We start from the raw sequence: 24178 nt of genomic DNA, 5'->3' as shown, positions 1-24178 counted from the left end.
CCGGGCGCTGGCTGGATTTCAGTGGACCGGGTGTTGCGGCTGCGGGGCGCGCCGCTTATTTGGCTCTGTACTAAAGGTTGGGTGGGCGCGGGCTGCCCCCGCGACTGGGGCGCCGCGGTGCATGGCACCGGCTGTGCCGGTGTTCGCGGGGCAAGCCCGCTCCCACGTGCGTCAATGTTTAGAAATTGCGCAACAAAGCCTAAGACCTCGGGCACCCCGACGCGCTGGCACGCACGGCGCTGGCGAGCTTCTGCAGGTTGGCCTGCTGGGCGCCAACCAGGCTGCCGACGCTGTTTTGCGCGGGGGTCTGCACGGAGGTGCGGCAGGTCATCTCGTCCTGCCCAGGGCGCTTCAGCCGCCACACCGCCTCCAGCAGTGCGTACTGGCCAGGGACCGAGTCGAAGCGCTGCACATCCACCCGCAGCAGTGTGCTGGGCGTGCCGCCGACCGGCCCGCCTAGCTGGTCCTGCAAGGCGCTGCGGAACTCATCGACCAGGTTGGCGCCCCACCACTCGGTTTCCAGGATCACCAGGCTGCTCGTGCCCTGACGGATCACCAACTGCGGGCGGTCCACCTGCGGCGGCATGCTGACCCGCTCGACCAGGATCTTCTCGCCGGCCCCGTGACTAGGCTGCGCAGCGACCAACGTGTGGAAGTTGTTGGGCGCGCTGCGACAGCCCGCAGTCAGCACCACCAGCGTGGCCAGCAACAGGGTAGGCAACGTGCGCATCGGCTCTCACTCCTTGGGCGTGGTCAGGGTTGCACGTCGTCCGCGCCTGCCGCTTTTGGCCGGCCGCGAATGAGCGATTCGGGATGTCGGCCGAGGTAATCCGCCAGGTCCCTCAGCGAACGGGACATACGCTCCAGCTCTTGCAGCGTGTCACCGAGTTTCTCCCGCTGCGGCGAGTTCTCGGAGATCGCCGAATTGGCCGTGCGCAGGGTTTTCTGTAGTTCATCCAGCGTGGTCGAGACACCCGGCAGGGTCTGCGCATCAACGCGCTTGACCGTGCTGCGCAGCTGGCGCAGCGTACCGTCCAGGTTGCCGGCAATGCTTTCGAGCGGCAGCTTGCCGATGCGCTCGACCACACCCTGCAACTGCTCCTGGAGTTTTTCCAGGCTGCCGGGCACGGTGGGGATGACGATCGGGTCGGCGCTCATGTCGAAGGCGACCTTCGGCGCCTCGGGGTAGAAGTCCAGCGAGATGTACATCTGCCCGGTGATCAGGTTGCCACTGCGCGCCTGGGCACGCAGGCCGTGCTCGACGAACGTGCCGATCAGTTGCCGGGCACCGGCGGCGTCGCCTTCGGTGTGCTTGAACACCTTGAGCATTTTCTGGTGCACCGGCCCCAGGCGTTTCGGGTAGATCGCCGCATCGACCACCACAGGGAAGATCTGTTTCTTCGGGTCGTAATCCAGCGTAATCGACGTCACCCTGCCAAATTCAACCCCTTTGAACTCCACCGGCGCGCCCACCGTCAGCCCGCGCATCGACTGGTCGAAGCGCAGGCGCAAGTACTGCGGGCTGCCCGTTGGCGGTGCGAGGGCCGCATCGCGGTCGACGAACAGCTCGAACGCCTGCTGGTCGGCGGCGGGCCCGGCTGCAACGGCATATTCGGGCGTGCCGAAGGCCAAGCCGCCCATAAGAATCGACGATAACGACTGGGTCTCGACCTTCAGCCCGTTGGCGCCAAGCTGCATGTCGATGCCGCTGGCGTTCCAGAAGCGCGTGTCGAGGGTGACGAACGCGTCATAGGGGGCCTGCACGAAGATGTCGATGTCCACGCCCCTGCCATCGGGCTGCAGCGCGTAGGACACCACCTCGCCCACTGGGATCCGGCGAAAATAGATCGACGAGCCGATATCCAGCGAGCCGAGGTCATTGGCGCTGAGCACGAAGCGCTTGCCCTTCTCGCCATAGGTTATGGCCGGTGGTGATTCCAGGCCGACGAAGGTCTTCGCGGGCTGTTTCGACTCACCGGCATCGGCGCCGATGAAACTGCCCGAAAGCAAGGTGTCGACCCCGGATATGCCACCGGCGCCGATACGCGGGCGCACCACCCAGTAGCGGGCGCTTTCGGTGGCAAACGACTCCGCCTCTTTTGACAGTTCGACCTTGGCCACCACGCTCTTGTGGTCCGCCGCCAGCTCTACCGAGGTGACTTCGCCTATCACCACGCTGCGGTAGCGCACCTGGGTCTTGTGCGCCACCAGCCCCTCGCCGCTGCGAAAGGAAATCGAGATCACCGGCCCCTGCTCCATCCAATTGCGCACCACCAGCGAGGCGCCTACCAGCAGTGCCAAAATCGGCACGATCCACACCAGCGAAACGTTGAAGCGGCGTGTCCGCACTTGGGCCTGGCCGGGCCCTGCGTGGTTCTCAGTCTCCAGCGCCATCGTGATGCTCCCCGTCGTGTGGATGGTCGTCCCAGATCAGGCGTGGGTCGAAGCTCATGGCCGAGAGCATGGTCAGTACCACCACCAGGCCGAAGAACAGGATGCCCGGCCGTGGCTCGATGGTGCCCAGCCCGCGCAGTTGCACCAGCGCGGCCACCAACGCCACCACCATGACGTCGAGCATCGACCAGTAGCCGATCAGCTCGACGAAGCGAAACAGTTGCGAACGCTGGCGGCGCGCCCACTGGCTGCGGCGCTGGGCAGTGAACAGCAACAGGCCAAGGGACATGAACTTGATCGCCGGCACGCCGATGCTGGCGATGAAGATGATCAGCGCGATGTCCCACGCGCCCGCCTCCCAGAACTCCAGCACCCCGCCAACGATGGTGCTGTCGCTGCCCTGGCCGAGCATCTCGGTGCGCATCACCGGCAGCGCATTGGCCGGCACGTAGAAGATCAGCGCGGCAAACAGGTATGCCCAGCCCCGTGCAATCGGGTTGGCCTTGCGCCGGTGCAGCGGCGCGCCACAGCGGTCGCACTGGTGCTGGCCTTGGCGCAGGTCGCAGGCCTGGCCGCAGCCGTGGCACAGGCACAGGTGCAGTTGGTCGGCCAGCGCCGGGGCGCTCATACCTGCACCCACAAGTCGCGAATGTCGCGGCCCGCGATGAAGATCAGCAAAACACTCAGCGCTGCAAGGGCCATCAGCCCGATCCCCGGGATCACATCAAGCAAGCCCGCTAGCTTGATCACCGCGACCATGGCACCCAGCAGGCACACCTCCAGCATGCTCCAGGGCCGCAACCCCTCCAGCGCCCGCATGCAGGCGGCAAAGCCCGGCGCGCGGCGCCTGCCCAGGGCAAACCCTAACACCCAGCACAACAGGGCAATCTGTAGCACCGGGGCAAAGATGATCGCCAGCGCCAGTACCAGGGCGATGAAGGTGATGCTGCCTTGGCTGAGGATCTGCACCGAATCCCACAAGGTCGCCGAATTGCTCAAGCCGCTCATGCTGATGGTCATCACCGGGTAGGCGTTGGCGAAGACCAGCAGTACCCCACCGGTGATGCACAACGCCAGACGCTGCTGAACATTCAGTGGATTGTGGCGATACAGCACGCCGCCGCAGCGCTGGCAGCACGCACTTTGATGACGCTGCAAAGGCGTGCGCCGGTACACGGCGTCGCAATACTCGCAAATGATCACATCATCCGCCTGGGCCATGCATGCCCCCCCGAAATGGCGCTTACCTGGCAGGCAAGATTAGCCAACTGTCAGGCAACCTGCTTTTTCAAGCTGTACACATTTGATGACAGGCTTGGCAGCCTTGCGCGGCAAACGGTGTCGTCTAAAGTATCAAATCGGGCAAACAGCCTTTGCTTCTCATTCAACACTTGATGCGATGTCGCGAAATGAGAAGGCTGTTCACCCGCTGCTTCATTTCGACACAGCTACCCTGCTTTGCTAGCACATTGTTCGCTGGCAGTTACCGTCCGTCGGTACAGCGCTTCTGACTGAACAAGGAGCTTGTGATATGGACTACCGCCCTCGCCTGTCGGGCAAACTGGCACTCGCAGTCGCCTGTGCGGTACTGCTGCATGGCACCACCACGTGGGCCGGCGGCATCCTCATCTACGAAGCCGGCCAGGAAGGCAATGGCCTGGCCAACGCAGGCGCTGCTGCACTGGCCAACGACCCCAGTGTATTGATGAGCAACCCAGCCGGTATCACCCAGCTCAAAGGCACGCAGATCAGCGCCAATGCCCAGGTGATCCTCGGCGACCTGCGCTTCTCGCGGGCCAGCAATAACCAGTTCGACGGCAACGAGGGCGGCAATGCCTTGCAGTACCTGCCAGGCACCAGCCTGTTCATCAGCCACCAGCTGGACGAGCGCTCTGCCATCGGTTTTGGCATGTACGGCAACTTCGGCTTGGCGCTGGACTATGACGATGACTGGGCCGGCCGCTACTTCACCCAGGAAGCCGCAGTCATCGGCGTTTCGATGCAGCCCACCTTGGCCTACAAGTTCACCGACGACCTGTCGATCGGCATCGGCCCGCGCATCATGGTCGGTTACTACCGCACTGAAATGGCCATCAACAACAACCTGCTGGGCCTGGCCGACCGGCCGGACGGCCAGCTCGAATACAAAGACACCGACGTCGGGGTTGGCGTCAACCTCGGCCTGCTCTACCAGGTCGATGCCCGTACACGCGTCGGCCTAGCCTACACCAGCAAGGTCAAGCTGGAGTTCGAAGACAAACCGCACCTCAAGGACATCAGCAACCCCCTACTCAATGTCGCGCTGCGCCGCCTGGATGTGGACGCGCTGGAACTGGACCTGAACGTGCCGCAGACGGTGACCTTCAGCATCGCCCATCAGCTCGACGACCAGTGGACCTTGCTGGGCAGCCTGAACTGGCAAGACTGGAGCGATTTCGGCGACGTCGGCGTAGACGTCGACAGCAACGCCGGCGGCACCAGCCGCACTGTCGACCGCCAGTACAAAGACACCTGGCACGCCTCGCTGGGCGCGCAATACCAGGCCACCCGGCAATGGCGCTGGAGTGTCGGCCTGGGTTACGACAGCTCGGCCGTGGATGACAAGGACCGCACCGTCGACAACCCCATGGGCGAAGCCTGGCGGTTGGCAGCCGGGGTCAATTACCAGGTCGAGGAAGGCTTCGACCTGCACCTGGCCTATACCCTGGTGTGGCTCGGCAACATGGATGTCGAGCAGACCAAGGCCCGTTCCGGCAATACGTTGTCCGGCAGTTACGACAACAGCGCGCTGCACATCGTCGGAGGCGGCGCAACCTGGCGTTTCTGAGGTAACCGCACGGCCGCAGGGCACCGAATCTAGTGAGAAGGAGAAGCTGCATGAACACCAAGTCGTTGGCTGCATCGCTGTGCCTGGCAACACTCATGCTCCAAGGCTGCGCAAGCAAGTACGTGGAGTCCGACCAGTACTCGGGCTTTCTCAAGGACTACAGCGTCCTCAAGGAAGACAAATCGCCCTCGGGGGCGCCGGTCATGCGCTGGATCAAGCCTGGGGTCGACGCCAAGCGCTACACCAGCGTCTACATCGAACCTAGCCAGCTCTATCCCAAGCCGCAACCGACCGAAAAGGTTCCACAATCGACCTTGCAAGGCATCACTCAGTACTACGACCAAACCCTGAAAAACCACTTCTCCCAGGTACTGCCATTGGCCACCAGCCCAGGAAAGGGTGTGCTGGTAGTGCGCCCAGCGATCACCGCCGTCAGCGCCCAGACTAAAAGCCTGCGGCCGTATGAAGTGATCCCTATCGCGCTGATCGCCGCTGGCATCAGCACCGCAACCGGTATCCGTGACCAGGACACCAGTATTGCCACCGAAGCCGCGTTCCTCGATGGCGAAACCAATCAGGTGGTGGCTGAGGTAGTGCGTAAAGGTGCAGGGACCGAACTTGATAATTCCTCACAAGTGATGCAAGCCAAGGATGCCAAGGCCGTACTCGATGGCTGGGCAAAAGACATGGTCGGCTCATTCCAAACCTTGAGAAAGTGAGGCGTTCCACCCCGCTGCGGGGCGGAGCCTGCAGCGGGGTGTGTTGAACCGATCCAGTAACAACGGAGGCGCGATTTTATGGAAAGCATTCGCGGCAGCGCGCTGCTTCAATTCGACCAGATGCTGGCCGAGCACGGTGCGGTGCAGCAGGACTTCCTGGTCCCGCTGAAGATCGGCCTTGAGGTAGTTGGGAATTATGGCAAGACATTGCCTTACCTCAATCTTGTGCGCTTGTTCGAGGGTAGCGCGCATGCCCTGAGCCTCCCCCGCTTTGGCCTTGAACTGGCCGTGCGCCAAGGCTCAACGTTGGTAGGCCCCTTGCAACACCTGGCCAAGTCAGCCCCCACGGTGGGGCATGCGCTAATAGCGGTGATACGCTACATGCGCCACTACAGCCCTGCGCTACATTATCGCCTGGAGCGCCGCGCAGCTCAGGCGCTGCTGTACTTCGACAACGGCCTTCCCTCGTCCGAGCAGACACCACAAATCATCGAAAAGTCGATAATGGGCGCAAAGCTGTTGATCGCTGAACTGCGCGGGGTGCCGCTGAGGCCCAAGGCAGTGATGTTCCGTCACAGCGCGTTGGGCGATGCCAAGGGCTATGCACGTTATTTCGACTGCCCGGTGCTGTTCGGGCAACCTCACAACTGCCTGGTGATGTCAGCCGACATCCTGCAGGAGGCGACTGGCAGCCATGATGCGACCTTGCACGCCATAGTCCGCCACTACCTGGAAAACCAAGCGGTAGCTTGTGACAGCCTGCGCGCACAAGTCGAACGCAAGATCCAGATGTTGCTGCCGAATCAGCGCTGCAGCCTGGAGCAGGTGGCCCTGGCGTTGGAACTCAACCCCCGTACCTTGCAGCGCCGCCTGGCCAGCGACGGTATCGACTTTGAAGGCTACCTGGATGACCTGCGTCGTCAACAAGCACAGCAGATGCTGCGCAGCACTACTTTGTCGGTAGGGCAGATTTCCAGCGAATTGGGCTATCGCCGCACCACCTCCTTCTGCCGTGCCCACCTGCGCTGGTTCGACATGACCCCGCTGGAACACCGGCGCCTCCACGGCGACCCAATGATTGCCAAGTTGTAGCCGGGGCTTCCCACTCCCTCAGCCGCCATCACTATCCCCGTCCGGCTTACGCGCCGGTGCTGTGAACCACTTCTCGCGAGGTACCCACTTCTCTTGCTGCGGGTCACCCAAGTAGTGCGGCGACATGATCTGTACGCCGTGCTCGTTGAACACATCCTGAATGTTGGCATGCAGCAGGCTCAGCAACTCCGCCCGCGGCCGAGGCGCGCTTGGCACGGCCTGGGCCACCAGGCGGTATTCGGGGTAGAAGTCCGATAGCCCAGTCTGAAACACTTGCGGCCTCGGTTTTTCGAGAATGCCCTCGGTGCGCTCGGCAGCCGCCACCAGCATTGCCTCCACCTGGCGCCAGGGTGTGTCATAACCGATGGTCACCACGGTATCGACGATGTAGCCCTGGCCCTGCACCGCACGGGAGTAGTTGCGCGTCACGGCGCCGGTGATCATCGAGTTAGGCAAGGTCAGCACTTCGCCCAACCCGGTACGGATCGTGGTGTTGAACATGCCGACTTCGGTCACCGTGCCTTCGTTGTCACCGACCCGCACGTACTCGCCAGCCTTCAACGTGCGCGAATAGGTCAGGATAAGCCCCGCCGCCGCCTGCCCCACTACACTGGAAGCTCCCAGTGAGATCATCAGCCCGAGCAGCACCGACAGGCCTTTGAAGGCATCGGTGCCCGAACCCGGCAAGTACGGGTAGGCCATCACCAGGGCAAACAGCCAGATCGCCAGCGAGGTCAAGCGCATGGTGGGCTGCAGCGTCTCTTCGGTCAGCCACGTGAGCGTGCCTGGGCGCGCCATGCGCTGCAGCACGCGCCGGCTGAAACCACTGATGCCGCGGGCGATGAAGAAGATCGTGATGGCCACGACAATCCCAGGGATGGCCTGCAGAATGCCGTCAAGCAGGTAGCGCAGCAGGTCGAGCAGGTGCACGTTCAGGCTTTCGCCCCACGGCCGGGTATAGGGGAACTGCGACAGCACGAAGCTCAGCCACTGGTAGCTCAGCAGCACCACCACCGCCCAGTACAACAGGCGCAACAGGCTGTCGATCAGCCGGTACACGTACTGCATGTCGAACAACGGCATTTGGCCGACGCGAATCTGCCGGGCACGCTCGCGCATCAGTTGCGGCAGCCGCCCACGCAGCCTGTGCCGGGCCAGGTGGGCGCCCTTGAGCAGTGCCACGTAGATCAGCGTGGCCAAGGCCGACAAGCCCAAGGCCTTGAGCAGAAAATGCAGGTTGCGCGCCTCGCCAGACTCCTCGACCACCTGGCGCAGCACCGCCGCGGCCTGCTCGGCCGCTTCGCGGGTGTCAGCGCCGCTGATTTCAAGGTCCTGGGGCGCGACGATGAACGCGCGCCGGCCGCCCAGCAGCACCAGGTGGCTACTCAGGATCGGGTCGACGCTGACCTTCAGGTCGTCGGTGCCGCGCAGGGCTTCTTCGATCACTGCCGTAGCCCGCTGCGCTCGGGCAGCCGGGGTCTCCCCCAGCAAGGTCGCGTGGAAGGTGAAAACGCTGCGGTTGGCGATCGTCAGCTCGGCCGGCTCGGCAGGAATGCCTTCGGTGGCGATGGTGGCGGCGTCATTACCCTGCCCCGCCATGGGCAAGAAGGCCAACAGCACCAGCAACACGCGCAACAGGTGATTCATCGCTCACTCCCTGGCCTTCGGACGGACGGCATTCTTGTAGTGATAGCACAGCTGTCACTGACCGCCTGCTGCCCCTAGAAACCAGTGAAAGTAAGGGTTGTCGCCGTCACTGCGGGCCAGCTCACGCGCCTCGCGGGCCCAGGCTTGGCGATTGCCGTTGTAGGCATGCAGGCTAAGGCTGTAGAAGCGCGCCAGCGTGTTCCATTGGTCGTTCACCGCACTGGCGAAGGCGGGCTCGTCACCTTGCAAGGGCGGTGCGCTGCGCAGGGCCAGCAAGGCCGGCAGCACGCGGGTGATCTCCCGCGGTCGCACCCAGTTGGCGTACTCGATACGGGGCTGGTCATCGGTGACCGGCAGCGCGTCTGCTGCGTAACGCTCAAGGCCGGCGCGGTCGGTGATCCAGGTGGCCAACAGGGCCTGCGCCGAATCGATGCCAACCTCGGCCAGGGCTGCGGCGACGGCGGGTTGCGCAAGGCGCTGACGAATGCGAGGTACGTCCAGTTGCAGCGGCTGCAGCGAGCCAATCAGCAGCATCTCGTGAAACTCGGTGGTCCACAGTGAGGCATGCGGGAACACGTCGATGAAGCTGCGTACCAGCGCGCGGCTGTCCTCATCGTTCTGGGTCGGCAAGGGCAGCCATTGGGCCACCAGCCCGCCAGGCTGCAGGCGCGAGGCGGCCAGTTGGTAGAAATCACGCGAATACAGGTTGACCACCCCGGCCGCCGAAGGGGGCGGCGGCTCCAGCGTCACCAGGTCGTAGCGCTGCTCGCTGCGCAGCAACTCGCGGCGGCCATCGCGCAAGCGGATATCCAGCCGCGGGTCGACGACCGCTGCGTAGTTGCCTTTGAACAAGGGCGCCGCCTGCAGGACTTCAGGCAGCAGTTCGGCCACCACCGGGCGCTCAAGCCCCGCATAACGCAGCATGGCGCCAGCGGTGATGCCGGTGCCAAACCCGATCACCAGCGCCGAACGTGGCTCACCGCTGTGGATCAACAGCGGCAGCAAGGCTTGCAGGCGCATGTAGCGCAGCGACGGCATGGCATCGCCCGTGTTCGATACGCCCTGGATGTAAAGCCGGCTGAATGTCTTGCCTGGGCGCCCCTGGGTAACCACCGCGACGGTGCCGCCCTTGCCTTCGTGGTAATAGGTGAGCTGGCCGTTGCGCGCGCCAGGCAATAGCTCGGCCAGGCGCTGTGGAGGTGTGAGAACGGCTACCAGCAGGGTCGCCACTGCCACCACACCCACAACAATGGCCGTTGGGCGTCGCACGCCAGGCCCGCGCCAGACTGCAACCAGACCCACCAGCGCAGCGAAGCCGGCCAGCACGCCCAAGGCGCGCACCAAGCCTACCTGCGGCACGAGTACGAAGCCGGTGAGCAATACGCCAGCGATGCCACCCAAGGTATTGAGCGCCACCACGGCCCCCACGTCACGGCCGACATGGCCGCTGTCCACCGCCAGGCGCAGGGCCAGCGGAAACGCGGCGCCGAGCAAGGTCGTCGGCAGCAGGACCATGCACACGGCCGCCATGGCGAAGCGTGCACACATGCCCGCCAGTTCGCTGCCGAACAGTTGCAGGGCAACGGCTTCGGCTTGGGTCTGCAGCAGCACCAGCCAGCGCCCAAGCCCAGCGATCTGCAGCAATGCCAGCAAGCCGGCGACAGCAATCAACAGGCCAAAAAGGCCCCAAGGGTCACGGATGCGGTCGGCACGCCGCGCATACACCGCGCTACCCACGAGCAGGCCGCCGAGATAAGTCGCCAACACCACTGCGAAGGCAAAGGCGCGGGTGCTCATGAACGGCACGATCGACTGGCTCCAGACCACTTCGTAGCCCAGCGCCACGCCCCCGGCGACGCAGTACAGGCCGATGGCAAGCCGTGCTTGCGCGGTGCGCGGCGCTGAAGACAGATTGCCAGGCGCTGGCAACGCCGTATCGCGATGACGTGCCAGCCACGCGCCCAAGGCAGCCAGCAGGTTCAGCAGGGCGGCGGCGCAAGCGCTGCCGGTCACGCCCAGGTGCGGCAGCAACACGAAGGCGGCCAGCAAGGTGCCGACAATGGCACCGGCGGTATTCGCGGCATAAAGGCGCCCACCCGCCTCTGCCAGTTGCCCCGTGGCCGGCGCCAACGCGCGCACCAGCACCGGCAAGGTGCCGCCCATCAACAACGCCGGCAACCCGACCAGCATGAACGGCAAGGCCCAGGCCAGCAGGCCCGCGCTGGCCTCCAGGCGGGCGAACGGGCCAGCGGCTTGGGCTAGGCCAAAGGTGGCGGCGATGCCGAGTAGGGCCACGGCCAACTCTAGGCACACATAAAGCCGCACCGGGCGCCGCAACCGGTCGGCCCAGCGCCCGAACAGCAGGCCGCCCAGCGCCAGGCCGGCGAAGAAGGCACTGATGCCGGTGGCCACGGCGTGCACTTCGACGCCGACCACCAGTGACAGTTGCTTGATCCAAAGTACCTGATAGACAAGGCCGGCAGCGCCAGAGAAGAACAGCAGCGTGGCCGGCAAGGCCCACAGCATGCGCGCCTTGGATTGGTCTTTATCGATAACAGCCCGGGTTGCTGCGGATGATGCCATGCAGGGATGCCTTGTCGGGTAGAGAGATGCCGAGGCTGCCTTGCAGCCCATCGCCGGCAAGCCGGCTCCTATAGGGAGCCGGCCGCATCGGTGCTACTGGCTCTTCATCTTTTCTTCGATCTTTTTGTCTACGTCAGCACGGATCTGGTCGATGCTGAAGCTGGCCGGCCGCTGGCTAGGTGGGTACTCCACGAAGGTCTGCAGGAATGCCGCTGCTTTTCTCACACCGTTGAAAACCAAGAAGTCGTTCTTGGTCAGCCAATCATAGTACTGATCAGACACGATATCGGCCCGTTCGTACGGGTCCATGCGCAGGTTGAACATTTTCGGTACCCGCAGGCACACGAACGGCTCGCTCCAGACCTGTAGGCCGCCGGGTGCACGCTGCTCGCAGAACACAATCTTCCAGTTGTCGTAGCGCATGCCGACCAGGTCGCCGTCGTCGCTGAAGTAGTAGAACTCGTTGCGCGCGCTCTTGTCGGTCTTGCCAGTCAGCATGTCCAGCTGGTTGTAGCCGTCCAGGTGCACCTTGAATGTCTTGCCACCCACGTCGGCGCCTTTGAGTAAGCGGTCTTTGATGTCGGTGTCACCCACGGCCGCGAGCAAGGTCGGGAACCAGTCCAGGCCCGATATCATCTGGGTGTTGACGGTGTCCGGCTTGATCTTGCCTGGCCAGCGAATCATGGCAGGTACGCGGAACGCGCCTTCCCAGTTGGAGTTTTTCTCATTGCGGAAGGGCGTGGTCGCGGCATCCGGCCAGGACCACTGGTTGGGGCCGTTGTCGGTGGTGTAAACGACGATGGTGTTGTCGGCGACCTTCAGGTCATCCAGCGTCTTGAGCAACTTGCCCACATCACCGTCGTGCTCCAGCATGCCGTCGGCATATTCATTGCCAACCATACCACTCTGCCCCTGCATGGCCTCGCGCACGTGGGTGAACGCGTGCATGCGCGTGGTGTTCATCCAGACGAAGAACGGTTTGTCTGCCTTCACCTGCTTGTCGATGAAGTTGATCGCGGCCTGGGTGGTCTCGTCATCGATGGTCTCCATCCGCTTCTTGGTCAGCGCCCCAGTATCCTCGATCTTGCCATCAGCACTGGACTTGATCACGCCGCGCGGCGAGGCGGCCTTGATGAACTCCTGATCATCCTTGGGCCAGAAGGCCCGCTCTGGCTCTTCTTCGGCATTGAGGTGATACAGGTTGCCGAAGAATTCGTCGAAGCCGTGGTTGGTGGGTAGGTATTCATCACGGTCACCCAGGTGGTTCTTGCCGAACTGCCCGGTGGCATAGCCCTTGGCCTTGAGCGCCTGGGCGATGGTCACATCACGCGCCTGCAGGCCCACTGGCACGCCCGGCATGCCAACTTTGGACAGCCCTGTGCGCAGCGTGGCCTGGCCGGTGATGAACGTCGAGCGCCCCGCCGTGCAGCTGTTTTCGGCGTAGTAATCGGTGAACATCATGCCTTCCTTGGCGATGCGGTCGATGTTGGGCGTCTGGTAGCCCACCACCCCTTTGCCATAAGCGCTGATGTTGGTCTGGCCAATGTCATCGCCGAAAATCACCAGGATATTCGGCTTGTCCGCCGCGCTGGCAATGCCAGCGCCGAGGGTCGCCGTGGCCGCCAAGGCGACTGCAGACAACCAGGTTGTACTGGACTTCATAGCTATGCTCTCCGTATGCACTCACTGCCTTAGTCCACGACTTCGGGCACACCGGTTGTGGCCGGCCTGCTGTGCTCCTGCGGCTTGTTTTCACACTGGTATGGTCATTGCGAATCGAAGGGATAGACCCGGCGCCATTCCCGCGCCATATCCACCACTGTCCAGCCCCTTGTCTGCGCCTGGTCCAGCGCCTTGTCCAAACGGCCAATTTGACTCTTGCGATCATAGGCCCACTCGCGACGCTGGTCCGTGTGGTGCACCAGGCCCGCAAAACGCGCGCCTTGGCCGGCCATGGTCCACTGCAGCATCTGTAGGTCGCCGTCCGAGTTGCCGAACGCGAGGATCGGCCTGCGCCCAATGACGGTATCGATGCTGACCGGTTTACCAGGGCCATCATCGTTGTGCTGAATACTGGGCAGGCGCTGGATGCTCAAGGCACCGGCCTGGTCCTCGAATTTGGCGCCCAATGTCGTACCGATGACCTGCTCGGGTGGGATGCCATAGACTTCTTCGGCGAAGGTCCGCATGAAAGCCACCTCACCGCCCGAAACGATGTAGGTCTTGAAGCCGTTGGCACGCAGGTGGCCCAGCAGTTCGAGCATCGGCTGGAACACCATCTCGGTATAAGGCCTGCCTGAACGTGGATGGCGGGCGCTGGCCAGCCATTTGCGGGCAACCGCGGTGAACTGTTCCGTGCTCATGCCCGAATGGGTGGCGGCGACGATTTTCAGCAAGCCGTCCATGCCCTGGGCGGCGAGTGCCTGTTGATCGTTCTCCAATACCGCCTTGAACGGCTGCTCGTTGCGCCATTCCGGGTGCTGAGGGGCAAGGCGCTTGACTTCGTCCAAGGCAAACAGCAGTTCGAAATACATCGGCTGCTCGCTCCACAACGTGCCATCGTTGTCGAACACGGCAATGCGCTCGGCAGGTGCGACATAGCGCGGGCCGCCTTCAGTGGTGACGTCCTTGACGAAGGCCAGAATGGCCGTGCGTGACGGGCCCTCGCGCCAGGCGGGCAATGGATCGGCTGCCTGGGCAAGCAGGGGCAGCAGGCAGAGCACAAACCAGACACTGCACACGAACCGCAGATCGCGCTTAAAGTTATACATCTTGACCTCCTTGTGCTGTATTCCACGTTTCAAGGATTAAGGTCACGCAGCCCATTTTTATCGGCGCGCGGCTGTTGGTGCGTACTGAGTTGCTGGCGCAGGGCCGACAAAAGTCGCCGCCGGGCAATGGTGGTAAGCCCCTGGCCGCGGTGCGGACCATAGACAGCCTCAAAAAAGGCTAGCAAATCATCCCCGCCAGAAGGATGTTCACTTGACGACAAGGTTCGCTGCCCGCTGGCCCGCCGATACCACAGATACAGGCCATCGAGGCGAGCAGTCTCATGGCCGCATTGCCGCCGCGCCTGGCGCCAGGCATATCCTTCAGACGCCAGCCAGGCATGCCGCCGACGCAGCCGCCAGGCGCGCAGCCATTGCCAGCCAGCCTGGCCATAGGCACGCCCGGCCCAGGCCAACCCACCCAGAAGCAGCAGTGCCAGTGCCAACAGCAGCCCGTGGCTTGCAATGCTGACCTGGGCGTTCTGGCCCAGTGCGCGCAGGTCTTCGGCAAGCGAGAACGGCGCCTGGTACACGCCCTCCTCCGCCACCAGCTCCACCGCAGGTACCGAAACACTGTGCTGCTCACCCGTGGCCGCGTCCCACCACTGCAGGTCGATGGCGGGTAAGCGATAACGGCCAGCTGCCGTGGCTATGTAGCTGGCGCTGTCGTCGCGCTGGCCGCCCAGCGTGCCGCCACGCCCATCGCTGAGCGGCTTGATGCTAGGCGTCTGCAGGTAACGCTTGAGTCCGTCGACCTCGGCGAAGGTCGGTGCCGGCAGCAGCATCGCTTGCGTGCCTTCAGCGTCTACATGCACGTGCCGGGTCACGCTGTCACCCACACGCAGCGGTTGATGGGAGTACCGGATCTCCTGGTTCAAATGCACGCTGCGCGCCACCAGGCGCTGTTCGCCGCTGCCCCCGGCCAAGCCCTTGGCTTCGAACGACAGTGGCTGGCTGGTGACCGCCTGCGGCCCGCCACTGGGGCCAGGCTGCACACGAAAGGTCAGCGCCGGGATGTCGAAGCGCTGCGCCTGTGTCGGGGTGATCGCGTAGCGGTAGCGCAGGCCGAAGAAGACTTTGCCCTCGCGTTTTTCGTTGAGGTGCTGGGCTTCGCCACTCGGTGGGCTGACAACCGCACCCGGCAGTTGCAGCGCGGGCAATACGGGGGCATCGGTGAACCAGGTGTCGACCAGCAGGTCGACTTCCAGGCTGAGTGTGGCGCCGGTCATGACCGCGGTGCCTGGCACCAGGCGCGTTTCCACCCGCACCTGTGGATCGTCCGCTACCGCCCAACCCGCCAGGCAGCACAACAGCAAGGCCCAGCGCCTCATGGCGCCTCCTTCGCCGCCTGTTGGCGGGCGGCGTCCTGAATGGAAAACTTGCGCTTGAGAAACTGCGCCGGTGACGTGGTCAGGTTATTCAGCCACAGCTGGTCCGAGGCAGCCTGCGGGGTGTTCTGTTGCTGCGTCTTGCCGCCCGAGGGCGTCTGGTCTTCGACGACCTTGTCGGGCTTTTCAGTGGGCGGGCCTTGTTCCTGTTGATCCTCGTAATCCTTGAGCAAGGCCTCGGCCAACGCCAGGTTGGCCTTGGCTTCTGCAAACGACGGCTGCAGGCGCAGGGCCTGCTGGTAGGCGGCAATCGCCTGGGGGAACTTGAACAAGCGTACATAGCTGTTGCCTTGGTAGAACCAGGCAGGGGCACTATCGACCTTGCCCAAGCTGACCAGCGCGGCCTCAAAATCAGCCGCCTGGTATGCAGCGATGCCTTTCCAGTAAGGGTCGTGGAACCGCGTTGCCGCCTGCGGATAGTGGCCCTGCTCGAACGCCCATCGCCCTTGCTGGTCGGCCGTGAAAAACGCATCGGCCAGCGCACCGGCCCTTGCCGGCTCAGCACTGCCGCCCAACAGCAGGGCCAGCAACATCCCGGGCAGCCAGTTCACCCGCCAGCCGCGCCGCAGGGTTGCCAGCACTATCAGCAGCAACGGCCAGCACAGCCAATAACCGGCGTCCTTCCAGTGCAGTTGGGCATCGTCGCCCTGGGCAGCCTTGAAATGGCGCTGGGCATGCAGCTCGACCCAGTCCAGGTCGTCATCGTTCAGCGACAGGCTGCCCAGGGGCGCATTGGCCGCCTTGGCGAGCGCCTTTAGGCCCTGCTCATCGAAGCCTGCCGCAGCCGACTGACTGCCAACCGCCAACACCAACACTTGCAAGGGCGAGCCTGAGACGCGTTTAGCAATCGCTGGAAATTGGCTGGCATCACCGCCATCGGTCAGCAGCACCAAAGTGCCCGGCGTCTGCTCAGCCCCCAGCAGCTTCAAGGCCAGGTCTATCGCGCCCAAGGCATCCTTGCCCGGGGTGCTCATCAGGTCCGTGGCCAGTGCCTGGATGAAGGTATCGAGCAACGCCGGATCCTCGGTGACAGGAAGCACCAAGTGGGCATTGCCGGCATAGGCGATGAGTGCGGTACGGGCGCCCGCACGGCGCAGGACCAAGTCGTGCAGGGTGTGTTTAGCAGCCGCCAGCCGAGTGGGCGGCACATCGTCGGCATCCATCGACGGCGACAGGTCCACGGCGATGATCAAAGGGGCGCGGTCATCGAGAAAGTCGGGGGTGTCCTGCACCCAGGTCGGCCCGGCAGCGGCCAGAGCTCCAAGTACCAGACTGGCCCCCAACAGGTGCACCGGGCGCAAACGCCGCTGTTCCTTTGGCGTGATCATCAAGTGCTCGACCAGGTGAGGCGCGATGATGCCCTCCAATTGTCGGCGTAGATCATGCCGGCGCAGCCACAGCACCGGCAACAGCAGGCCCGGCACGATCAGCAGCAACCACAGCGGCCGCAGGAAATGGAACGCAGCGGGGTCGAAGGTCATGCCGGCGGTGCTCCGGGCACTGGCCGGCGGCCGACCAGGCGGGCGCGCGCCAAGGCCAGCAGGTGGGCCACCAGCAGCAATCCTAGCGCCAGGCCCAACGGCCAAACGAACAAGTCACGCTTGGGTTGGTGGCTGAAGGTCTTGACCTGATGCGGGGTCAACCGGTCCAGGGTCGCATATACCTGCTGCAACGCCTGGCGATCATCGGCGCGAAAGAACTGCCCGCCAGTAGTACGCGCAATGCCTTGCAGGGCCGCCAGGTCGACCTTGTCATCGCCCGTCGCGGCTGGGTCACCGATACCAATGGTATGTACTACGATACGTTCTTCATGGGCCAGGCGAGCCGCGTGCTCGGGGGTGATGGCGCTGCCAGTGTCGTTGCCGTCAGTCAGCAGGATCAGCACCTTTTCCTGCTCGGGGGTGTTGGCCAACGCCTTGATGGTGAGCCCAATGGCATCGCCCAACGCGGTGTTCGGCCCGGCCATGCCAATGCCGACTTCATCCAGAAGCATCAGCAGGCTGGCGTGGTCGAGGGTCAAGGGCGCTTGAGGGTAAGCGCCGGTGCCGAACACGATGAGGCCGATGCGGTCGTCCTTGCGGCGCGTGATGAAGTCGCGCACCACCGACTTCACCGCAGTCAACCGATCGGTTCGCTCGCCGTTGGCGTTGGTGTAGTCGTTGGCCTGCATGGACTGGGAAATATCAATGGCCAGCATGATGTCGCGGATCGGCCGCTCCCGTTCAATCGGCCGCTCCACCCATACCGGCCGTGCGCAGGCCGCCACCAGAAGCCCCCACACCAGCAGGTTCAGCCACAATTGCCAGCGCCCGCCCGCTGCACTCGCCTGCCCCGGCTGCTGCCCGGTGGCGCGGCTCATCGCCGCAAAAAACGGCACCCGCAATGCACTGCGGCTCTCGCTGTAGGGTTGCAACAGACGATAGGCCAGCCAAGCAGCCGGCAACAGCAAGAACACCCACGGGTAATCAAACTGCCACATGGTGCCCCTCGATCCAGCGTCGGCTGGTGCTGTACAACGCCGCGACCTGCTGCGCGTCGAGCGCGAGCAGTTGGGCGTCGGGCGCATAAGCGACCGTTTGCAGGGTTTGCACAAAACCGGCAGGTAACGGCTGACCGGCACGCTGCTCAAGAAAGGCCTGCCACCGCGCGCCGGCCAGGCTGGCCACAGGCGGCGCATCTGGCAGCGACAGCGCCACCCGCTTCAGCAGCACGGGCACTTCCCGCAGGGCGGCCAGGCGCTGATCACCCTTGGCCTTGGCCAGCAGGTCAAGATACTGCAAGGCTTGGCGACGATAACGCTCGCGCGACCAACGCCGCCAGCGCAGGGCCGCCCAGACCAGCAGCAAGGCCAGCATCACCAGCCCCAACACCAACCAAGCCCAGGTATGCGGTAAGTAACTGAACGGCGGCGTGCCGGGTGCCAGCTGGCGCAGCTGGTCGATTGACGGTACGACGGCAGTGCTCATCGCGGCACCTGGGCAAGGCGGCCCAGCTCCCTGCGCAGTTGTTCAAGGCTGTCCCCTGCGGTGCTGATCAGCATCAGCGGCACCTGGCTGCGGCGCAGCAGCGCTTCTACATCGCGCAGGCGCCCGGCGAGAAAATCACCCAGCGGTTTGCTAACCCGGCGCTTGCCCACTTCAAGCTCCACCTGCTGTGTACCCTGGGTCACGTTCACCCGCCCCCTGTCCGGCACTTGCAATGCGATGGGGTCATACACCTGCAGGGCGATCACATCGTTGTGCTGACGTAACTGGCGTAGCAGCGGCAAGGTTTGCTCGCTGATACCCGCGAAGTCGCTGATGATGCAGATCAAGTGATCATGGCCTGCCGAGGCAACGCAGGTGCGCAACACCTTGTCCAACTGGCCATCTGCGTCTTCGCTGGCGAACGCCGTCAGCGCGTGGTTGGCCCTGACCACTGCACTGCACAAGGCCTCGACCCGCGCGCGACTGCGCAACGGCCGCACGTGCTCCACCCGCTGATTGCCGAACACCAGGCCACCGACCCTGTCACCGGCGTGGAACGCCATCCATGCACACAACGCCGCCAACTGCGCCGCAGTGACCGATTTGAAATAGCGCTGGGAGCCGAAATACATGCTCATGCGCTGGTCCACCAGCACCAGCGTAGGCCGGTCGCGCTCTTCGGTGAAGGTGCGCACGAAGGGCTTGCCGTAACGCAACGAGGCACGCCAGTCCAGGTGGCGCAAATCGTCGCCGGGGATGTAGTGACGCAGCTCGTCGAAGCTCAACCCGCGCCCGCGCAGGCGCGAGGCATGGTTACCGGAAAGAATGCTCGACAGTGGCTGCCGGGCGACGAAACTCAGCCCCCGCGCGCGCGCGTCCAGCCCCACCAGCTCAGTGAGTGAGGCGTAGACGAAACCGTCAGGCGTAATGCTGTTTGCGGGCATGGGCGTGTCCTTCAAGCGGGAATGGCCACCTTGTCCAACAGCCTGTCGATAACCTGATCCGCCGCCACGCCATCGCTGATTGCGTCGTATGACAGTTGCAGCCGGTGGCGCAAAACCGGGTGCACCACCGCGCGCACGTTGTCCGGTGAAACAAAGTCCTGGCCGTTGAGCCAGGCATGCGCGCGCGCCACCCGGTCTAGGCTGATGCCACCGCGCGGGCTGGCACCGATGGTGATCCAGCGCGCCAGGTCGGCATCATAGTCGCCTGGGTGACGGGTCGCGTTGATCAGGTCGATAAGGTAGCGGTCGATCGCCTCGGCAACATGCACCCGCGCCACCTCGCTGCGGGCATCGAAGATCACTTGCTGGGCCAGCCGCACCGGTTGCACGGCCCCCGCATCGCTGGCCTGGTCCTCTGCACGTACCAGGCGCAGCACCTGGGTTTCGTCATCAGGGTGTGGGTAATCCAGTTGCAGCTTCATCAAAAACCGGTCCATCTGTGCTTCAGGCAATGGATAGGTGCCTTCCTGCTCGATGGGGTTCTGCGTGGCCAGCACCATGAACAGCCCCGGCATCGGATAACTTTGCCCGGCCACGGTGATCTGGCGCTCTTCCATGGCCTCGAGCAAGGCCGCCTGGACCTTGGCCGGGGCACGGTTGATTTCGTCGGCGAGGATCACGTTGCCGAACAGCGGCCCGGGTTGAAAGCTGATCTTGTTGCCCTCGGCCGACTGCTGCAGGATCTCGCCGCCGGTGATGTCCGAGGGTAGCAGGTCGGGGGTGAACTGGATGCGCCGCATCTGCGCTTCCAGGTGCGTGGCCAGGGCCTTGACCGTGCGCGTCTTGGCCAGGCCCGGCAGGCTTTCGAGCAGCACATGGCCGTTGGCGAGCAGCCCCAGCAGTACATGGCGAATGGTCTCGGCCTGGCCGAGAACCTTCTCGGCGACCGACGCTTCCAGCGCTTTGACGTGTTCATGGGTGTTCACTGGCCCGGTCCCTGTCAGCGGTTGGCAATTGGGTAAATCTAGTAGTGCCAGGCCAGGGTGCAACGGGGTGTCGTGAAGAGAACATGGTGAACTTCCAACCTCACTTTCCTCCCCTCACCGCCCCTTCTGGTAATACGGCTCGATGGCCTGCAGCCGCGGGTCGTCTGGTGCCACCGCGCGCATCCGCTCGACATAGCCGTAAGCCTGCTCGCGCTCGCCAGCCAATGCATGCAGGTAGATCAGCGAATACAGCAGGTCGGCGTTTTCCGGTGCTTGCTCCAAGCCGCTGCGTAACGCTTGCAGGGCTTCATCACGGCGGTTCATGCGCGACAGCAGCAGGCCCTGGTTGTAACGAATGCGCGTATTGCCCGGCAGCGCCACGGCGGCCTGCTCCATCCAGCCCAGCGCCTCGTCGGGCTTGCCGCGCTCGACAAGCAGCAAAGCCAGCATGTAGGCCAGGTTGCCACGGTCGGCAGCGGGCATCTTGTCCAGCGCCACCCCCTCGCGCAGCAGGCTCTCGGCATCGTCCAAGCGTTGCGCACTGCTGGCCAGGGTTACCAGGTTGACTCGCGCCGGGACGAAGTACGGGTCCATGTGCAAGGCTTGGCGGTACTGTTCCACAGCCTGCTCGTCGCGGCCCTGGCGCTGCATGAGCACCGCCAGGTTGAGCCGTCCGCCCGGCAGGTCGGCGTTACTGCGCAAGCGCTGCTCGTAATCGTCGAGCAACGTTTTGAACGACTCGCGGCTGGCTTCAGGTAACTGTGCTGCCGGGACATCGGCCAAGGCCCGCACGGCTTCGTCGCGCACGGCCAAGGTGGGGTCTTCGAGCAGGGGCAGCAGCGGTTTCAAACGCTGTTCGGGGGGCAGGCTGGTGAAGCCGGCCACAGCGTAGGCGCGCACTAGCGGGTCTTTGTCCTGCAGTGCCCATTGCAAGTTGCTGGCCGCTGCGGGGCCCAAGTCTGCCAACTGGTCGGCGGCGGTGGCGCGGACGATGGCCGGGTTGCTCTTGTCCGCAAGCAGATAACCCAGGCGGCTCAGGGTAGTGCTCGGGTCCTCGCGCACGGCGTGGAAGTTCTGGCCGTAATGAGCGGGGCGCTTCGGTGACCCGAACCAACCTTCAATGGCCTTGGCCGCCCACTCGGGCTTGCGGTCTTGGTGGCAGGTGGTACAGGCATCCGGGCCGTTGCCCTCTGCGGCAAGGTCCGGCCGGGGTATACGCAGGCTGTGATCGCGCCTGGGGTCGATCACCATGTAATTTTTGCTCGGCATGTGGCAATTGACGCACTGCGCACCTGGCGAGTCCACCGTGTGGTGATGATGCGCTGGGCTGTCATAGTCCTTGGCCTGCAAGCCAGCGAAACGTGCAGTATTGGGCTGGGTGTTATGGCATTGCAGGCACAACCCATTGCCTTCGATGCGCACCTTGGTGGTATGGGGGTTATGGCAATCGGTACAACCGACACCGGCGGCGAACATCTTGCTCTGGGTGAATGAGCCGTACTCATAGACTTCGCCGTCGATCTGCCCGCCGTCGTGGTACATACCCGTGCGCAGTGTGGCCGGCAAGCTCTGGTCCAACTGGGGATGGCCAGGCATCTGGCCAGTGCCCAACCCTTGCCGGCGGCTGTGGCAGTATGCACACTGCTCCACCAGGCCCTTGCTGCCCAGCGCCTTGAAATCCACCGCAAGCCCCTGAGCAGGCGAGACACCGGGGTGTTTGCTGGCCCAGTCGACATGGGCTTGGCCAGGGCCGTGGCAGCCCTGGCAACCCACAGTCTTTTCCTGCCAGGTACTGGCAAAACTGTCGTGGGTATCATCGTAATGCTTGACCAGCCGGGTCGAGTGGCAGTCAGCGCACATACCGTTCCAGTTCTGGTAACGGCCCGTCCAGTGCAGCGGGTCGTCGGGAGCGAAGCGTTGCCCAGGGTACAGCGAGAACCAGCGCTGCCCGCCCTGCGCCGCCGGCCGGCTGTCCCAGGCGAGGGTCAAGGCCTGCAAGCGGCCGCGCGACAGCGCCACCAGGTATTGCTGCAGCGGCTCGAAGCCAAAGGTGTAGAGCACCTTGAAGTCAGCCGGTTTACCATCTTCGCCCTCGATGTTGACGAAAAAACTGTCACCCTTGCGGTAAAAGTGGGCCTTCACCCCGTCTTGGTCATAGCGCACATCATTGAAGTTGCCCAGCACGTTGGCCGGGCTGACATCGCGCAACGCCCAGGAATGGTCAGACTGCTGCCATTGTTTGGCCTGCTCGGTATGGCACGCCTGGCAACTGGTCGCTTCCGCATAGCCCTCACGTTCCTTGGCCTGGGCCGGCAACTGCCCCTGCTCGGTGGCTGCCTGACTCAGCCCAACGGTGCACAGTGGCAGTAGCAAGACACCTATTCCGATAACCGCCCTCACCCTCTGCACTGCCTGTGCAATACACCCCATGCTTTAGCTCCACGGTCTGCGCTGTTCGCCCTGTAGCGGGCTGTTTTCATTGATCAATCAATTTCGACGCGGGCTACCTGTTCCCCGCCTGGGGCGTCATCCACCCACTGCCAGAACAGCATGTACCCAACGGCCAGTATCACCGGCCCGATGAACAGGCCGATGATCCCCCCGGCCACCATGCCGCCCAGAGCACCAATCAGGATCACCGGCATCGGTACATTCACCCCTCGCCCGAGCAGCAAAGGCTTGAGCACGTTGTCGGCCATGCCCGCAAGCACGCTGTATACGGCAAACACCACACTACCGACCGTGGCACCTTCGGTGAAGAACACGAAGCCCACCACCGGCAGGGTAATCAACAGCACCGGCAGTTGCATGATCCCCAGCAACAGCACCAGTAACGCCAGCAGCCCTGCGCCTGGGATACCCATGACCACGAAACCGACGCCTACCAGCACCATCTGCACAAAGGCGATGCCAACAACACCCTGAGCCACGGCGCGAATGGTGGCGGTGCACAGCTGGGCAATCTGAGGCCCACGATCAAGCCCGGATATTCGCGTGGCGATACGCACCGCGTTACGCTGCCCGCTGTCGCCATAGGCCATGACGATACCCGACAGTATCAGCGCACCGATGAACATTAGAAAGCCCGTGCCCACGCCTGCAAGCTTGCCCAGCACCACCATGCCAATGCCTTTGAGATGAGGCACCACCTGCTGCATCAGGCTGGTCGCATCCGTGGCGCCCTGCTGCCACAGGGTGAACAGTTGCGGCCCGATCAATGGCCAGGATTGCACGTCAGGGTTGGCGGGAGGAATGTGCCAGGCACCGCTTTCAAACAACACGAGCCCTGCGCTGACCGATTCGGTGATGGACACCGCCAACAGGTAGATGGGTACCATGAGTATCAACAGCGTGACGAGCACGATGAACGTCGCAGCATGCCCGCTCTTGAGACCAAGCCGCTGCTGCAGACGGCCATGCAGCGGGTAGAACGTGATCGCAAGAATGACAGCCCACAGCATCAGCCCCAGAAATGGATGGAATACCTCATAGCAGATGACCGCCAGTGCGGCGATCAGCCCTGCGCGAATGAATACATCCAACAGTGCACGGGACAGATCCCGCTTGACCGGCAACGACTCCATCGGGCTCCCTCCAGACAATAGCGGTTCGGCATGATCGCAATCGGTACGTGAATGATGGCAACCGCGAGCCACGTTCACCGTAGTACAACTCGTCAGCCGTTCCTGCATTACCCCAGCGCGTGTCGCCAATTGAACATACCGCAACGCCGTTTTCGGTTCTTTAATGAGATGAGGCTTAAAGCAGCCCGTTTTATGCAAGCAACAAAAGCGTCAACCTAAGGGTTCAGCCCGGGTCACAGAGGAAGACCCCAGCGGCTACTCCGCCTTTAAGTGTCTTGGA

The 24178-nt window shown here is 63.6% G+C and carries 19 protein-coding genes; 3 read left to right on the top strand and 16 right to left on the bottom strand.

Going from position 1 to position 24178, the window contains the following annotated elements:
• Window positions 1–199 precede the first annotated feature (199 nt).
• From OO306_RS21310 to OO306_RS21295, 4 genes are read right to left on the bottom strand one after another with little or no spacing between them, the layout of a single operon-like run.
• Entirely contained in the window at window positions 200–730 is a 531-nt protein-coding gene (locus OO306_RS21310; RefSeq protein ID WP_265969852.1) for a membrane integrity-associated transporter subunit PqiC, read from the bottom strand.
• A 23-nt stretch (window positions 731–753) separates the two neighbouring features.
• Complete coding sequence (locus OO306_RS21305) at window positions 754–2394, bottom strand: intermembrane transport protein PqiB (RefSeq protein WP_265969851.1); 1641 nt, start codon at window positions 2392–2394, stop codon at window positions 754–756.
• Window positions 2378–3022 carry a paraquat-inducible protein A gene (locus OO306_RS21300; RefSeq protein WP_265969850.1) on the bottom strand — a complete coding sequence of 215 codons (645 nt, stop codon included), beginning with the start codon at window positions 3020–3022 and terminating at the stop codon, window positions 2378–2380. Before OO306_RS21300 ends, OO306_RS21305 begins: the two co-directional genes overlap by 17 nt.
• On the bottom strand, window positions 3019–3615 hold the full coding sequence (locus tag OO306_RS21295; protein WP_238214730.1) for a paraquat-inducible protein A: 597 nt from the start codon (window positions 3613–3615) through the stop codon (window positions 3019–3021). Before OO306_RS21295 ends, OO306_RS21300 begins: the two co-directional genes overlap by 4 nt.
• Before the next feature lie 310 nt (window positions 3616–3925).
• On the opposite strand from OO306_RS21295, the gene OO306_RS21290 reads away from it, so the two are divergent.
• The 3 genes from OO306_RS21290 to OO306_RS21280 all read left to right on the top strand — a co-directional run bounded on the left by OO306_RS21290 (window position 3926) and on the right by OO306_RS21280 (window position 7032).
• Complete coding sequence (locus OO306_RS21290; protein WP_265969849.1) at window positions 3926–5221, top strand: OmpP1/FadL family transporter; 1296 nt, start codon at window positions 3926–3928, stop codon at window positions 5219–5221.
• A 50-nt stretch (window positions 5222–5271) separates the two neighbouring features.
• Window positions 5272–5940: a DUF3313 domain-containing protein gene (locus tag OO306_RS21285; RefSeq protein ID WP_265969848.1), complete on the top strand. Its 669-nt coding sequence runs from the start codon at window positions 5272–5274 to the stop codon at window positions 5938–5940.
• A gap of 78 nt (window positions 5941–6018) precedes the next feature.
• Complete coding sequence (locus tag OO306_RS21280; protein ID WP_265969847.1) at window positions 6019–7032, top strand: AraC family transcriptional regulator; 1014 nt, start codon at window positions 6019–6021, stop codon at window positions 7030–7032.
• 18 nt (window positions 7033–7050) lie between these two features.
• Here the strand turns inward: OO306_RS21280 and OO306_RS21275 are convergent, their stop codons facing one another.
• The 12 genes from OO306_RS21275 to OO306_RS21220 form a co-directional block, all read right to left on the bottom strand.
• Window positions 7051–8679, bottom strand: coding sequence for a mechanosensitive ion channel family protein (locus OO306_RS21275; protein WP_265969846.1), 1629 nt, complete (start codon window positions 8677–8679; stop codon window positions 7051–7053).
• A gap of 54 nt (window positions 8680–8733) precedes the next feature.
• The gene (locus OO306_RS21270) at window positions 8734–11205 is read right to left on the bottom strand and encodes a fused MFS/spermidine synthase (protein WP_265969853.1); all 2472 of its coding nucleotides are present in this window, start codon (window positions 11203–11205) and stop codon (window positions 8734–8736) included.
• Between the two features lie 150 nt (window positions 11206–11355).
• A complete protein-coding gene (locus OO306_RS21265; RefSeq protein WP_265969845.1) occupies window positions 11356–12924 on the bottom strand; it encodes an arylsulfatase in 1569 nt (522 codons plus the stop codon).
• A gap of 104 nt (window positions 12925–13028) precedes the next feature.
• Window positions 13029–14033, bottom strand: coding sequence for an HAD family phosphatase (locus OO306_RS21260; RefSeq protein ID WP_265969844.1), 1005 nt, complete (start codon window positions 14031–14033; stop codon window positions 13029–13031).
• A gap of 29 nt (window positions 14034–14062) precedes the next feature.
• Complete coding sequence (locus tag OO306_RS21255; protein ID WP_265969843.1) at window positions 14063–15361, bottom strand: hypothetical protein; 1299 nt, start codon at window positions 15359–15361, stop codon at window positions 14063–14065.
• Window positions 15358–16899, bottom strand: coding sequence for a VWA domain-containing protein (locus tag OO306_RS21250; protein WP_265969842.1), 1542 nt, complete (start codon window positions 16897–16899; stop codon window positions 15358–15360). Before OO306_RS21250 ends, OO306_RS21255 begins: the two co-directional genes overlap by 4 nt.
• Complete coding sequence (locus OO306_RS21245; protein WP_265969841.1) at window positions 16896–17897, bottom strand: VWA domain-containing protein; 1002 nt, start codon at window positions 17895–17897, stop codon at window positions 16896–16898. The genes OO306_RS21250 and OO306_RS21245 overlap by 4 nt, the downstream gene beginning before the upstream one ends.
• Entirely contained in the window at window positions 17884–18384 is a 501-nt protein-coding gene (locus OO306_RS21240; protein ID WP_265969840.1) for a DUF4381 domain-containing protein, read from the bottom strand. The genes OO306_RS21245 and OO306_RS21240 overlap by 14 nt, the downstream gene beginning before the upstream one ends.
• Window positions 18381–19328, bottom strand: a complete 948-nt coding sequence (locus OO306_RS21235; protein ID WP_265969839.1) for a DUF58 domain-containing protein — start codon at window positions 19326–19328, stop codon at window positions 18381–18383. Before OO306_RS21235 ends, OO306_RS21240 begins: the two co-directional genes overlap by 4 nt.
• Window positions 19329–19339: 11 nt before the next feature.
• Window positions 19340–20314, bottom strand: a complete 975-nt coding sequence (locus OO306_RS21230) for a MoxR family ATPase (RefSeq protein WP_265969838.1) — start codon at window positions 20312–20314, stop codon at window positions 19340–19342.
• Window positions 20315–20428: 114 nt separating this feature from the next.
• Complete coding sequence (locus tag OO306_RS21225) at window positions 20429–22744, bottom strand: tetratricopeptide repeat protein (RefSeq protein ID WP_265969837.1); 2316 nt, start codon at window positions 22742–22744, stop codon at window positions 20429–20431.
• Window positions 22745–22797: 53 nt separating this feature from the next.
• Window positions 22798–23898, bottom strand: a complete 1101-nt coding sequence (locus OO306_RS21220; protein ID WP_265969836.1) for an AI-2E family transporter — start codon at window positions 23896–23898, stop codon at window positions 22798–22800.
• Window positions 23899–24178 lie beyond the last annotated feature (280 nt).

This window comes from Pseudomonas sp. DCB_AW (assembly GCF_026240895.1).
Taxonomy (GTDB): Bacteria; Pseudomonadota; Gammaproteobacteria; order Pseudomonadales; family Pseudomonadaceae; genus Aquipseudomonas; species Aquipseudomonas kermanshahensis.
This window is presented reverse-complemented; position numbering and strand designations above follow the sequence as displayed.

Coding starts and splice junctions, on each gene's coding strand:
- OO306_RS21310 (WP_265969852.1), bottom strand. CDS start 730: ATGCGCACGTTGCCTACCCTGTTGCTGGCCACGCTGGTGGTGCTGACT.
- OO306_RS21305 (WP_265969851.1), bottom strand. CDS start 2,394: ATGGCGCTGGAGACTGAGAACCACGCAGGGCCCGGCCAGGCCCAAGTG.
- OO306_RS21300 (WP_265969850.1), bottom strand. CDS start 3,022: ATGAGCGCCCCGGCGCTGGCCGACCAACTGCACCTGTGCCTGTGCCAC.
- OO306_RS21295 (WP_238214730.1), bottom strand. CDS start 3,615: ATGGCCCAGGCGGATGATGTGATCATTTGCGAGTATTGCGACGCCGTG.
- OO306_RS21290 (WP_265969849.1), top strand. CDS start 3,926: ATGGACTACCGCCCTCGCCTGTCGGGCAAACTGGCACTCGCAGTCGCC.
- OO306_RS21285 (WP_265969848.1), top strand. CDS start 5,272: ATGAACACCAAGTCGTTGGCTGCATCGCTGTGCCTGGCAACACTCATG.
- OO306_RS21280 (WP_265969847.1), top strand. CDS start 6,019: ATGGAAAGCATTCGCGGCAGCGCGCTGCTTCAATTCGACCAGATGCTG.
- OO306_RS21275 (WP_265969846.1), bottom strand. CDS start 8,679: ATGAATCACCTGTTGCGCGTGTTGCTGGTGCTGTTGGCCTTCTTGCCC.
- OO306_RS21270 (WP_265969853.1), bottom strand. CDS start 11,205: ATGCTGTGGGCCTTGCCGGCCACGCTGCTGTTCTTCTCTGGCGCTGCC.
- OO306_RS21265 (WP_265969845.1), bottom strand. CDS start 12,924: ATGAAGTCCAGTACAACCTGGTTGTCTGCAGTCGCCTTGGCGGCCACG.
- OO306_RS21260 (WP_265969844.1), bottom strand. CDS start 14,033: ATGTATAACTTTAAGCGCGATCTGCGGTTCGTGTGCAGTGTCTGGTTT.
- OO306_RS21255 (WP_265969843.1), bottom strand. CDS start 15,361: ATGAGGCGCTGGGCCTTGCTGTTGTGCTGCCTGGCGGGTTGGGCGGTA.
- OO306_RS21250 (WP_265969842.1), bottom strand. CDS start 16,899: ATGACCTTCGACCCCGCTGCGTTCCATTTCCTGCGGCCGCTGTGGTTG.
- OO306_RS21245 (WP_265969841.1), bottom strand. CDS start 17,897: ATGTGGCAGTTTGATTACCCGTGGGTGTTCTTGCTGTTGCCGGCTGCT.
- OO306_RS21240 (WP_265969840.1), bottom strand. CDS start 18,384: ATGAGCACTGCCGTCGTACCGTCAATCGACCAGCTGCGCCAGCTGGCA.
- OO306_RS21235 (WP_265969839.1), bottom strand. CDS start 19,328: ATGCCCGCAAACAGCATTACGCCTGACGGTTTCGTCTACGCCTCACTC.
- OO306_RS21225 (WP_265969837.1), bottom strand. CDS start 22,744: ATGGGGTGTATTGCACAGGCAGTGCAGAGGGTGAGGGCGGTTATCGGA.
- OO306_RS21220 (WP_265969836.1), bottom strand. CDS start 23,898: ATGGAGTCGTTGCCGGTCAAGCGGGATCTGTCCCGTGCACTGTTGGAT.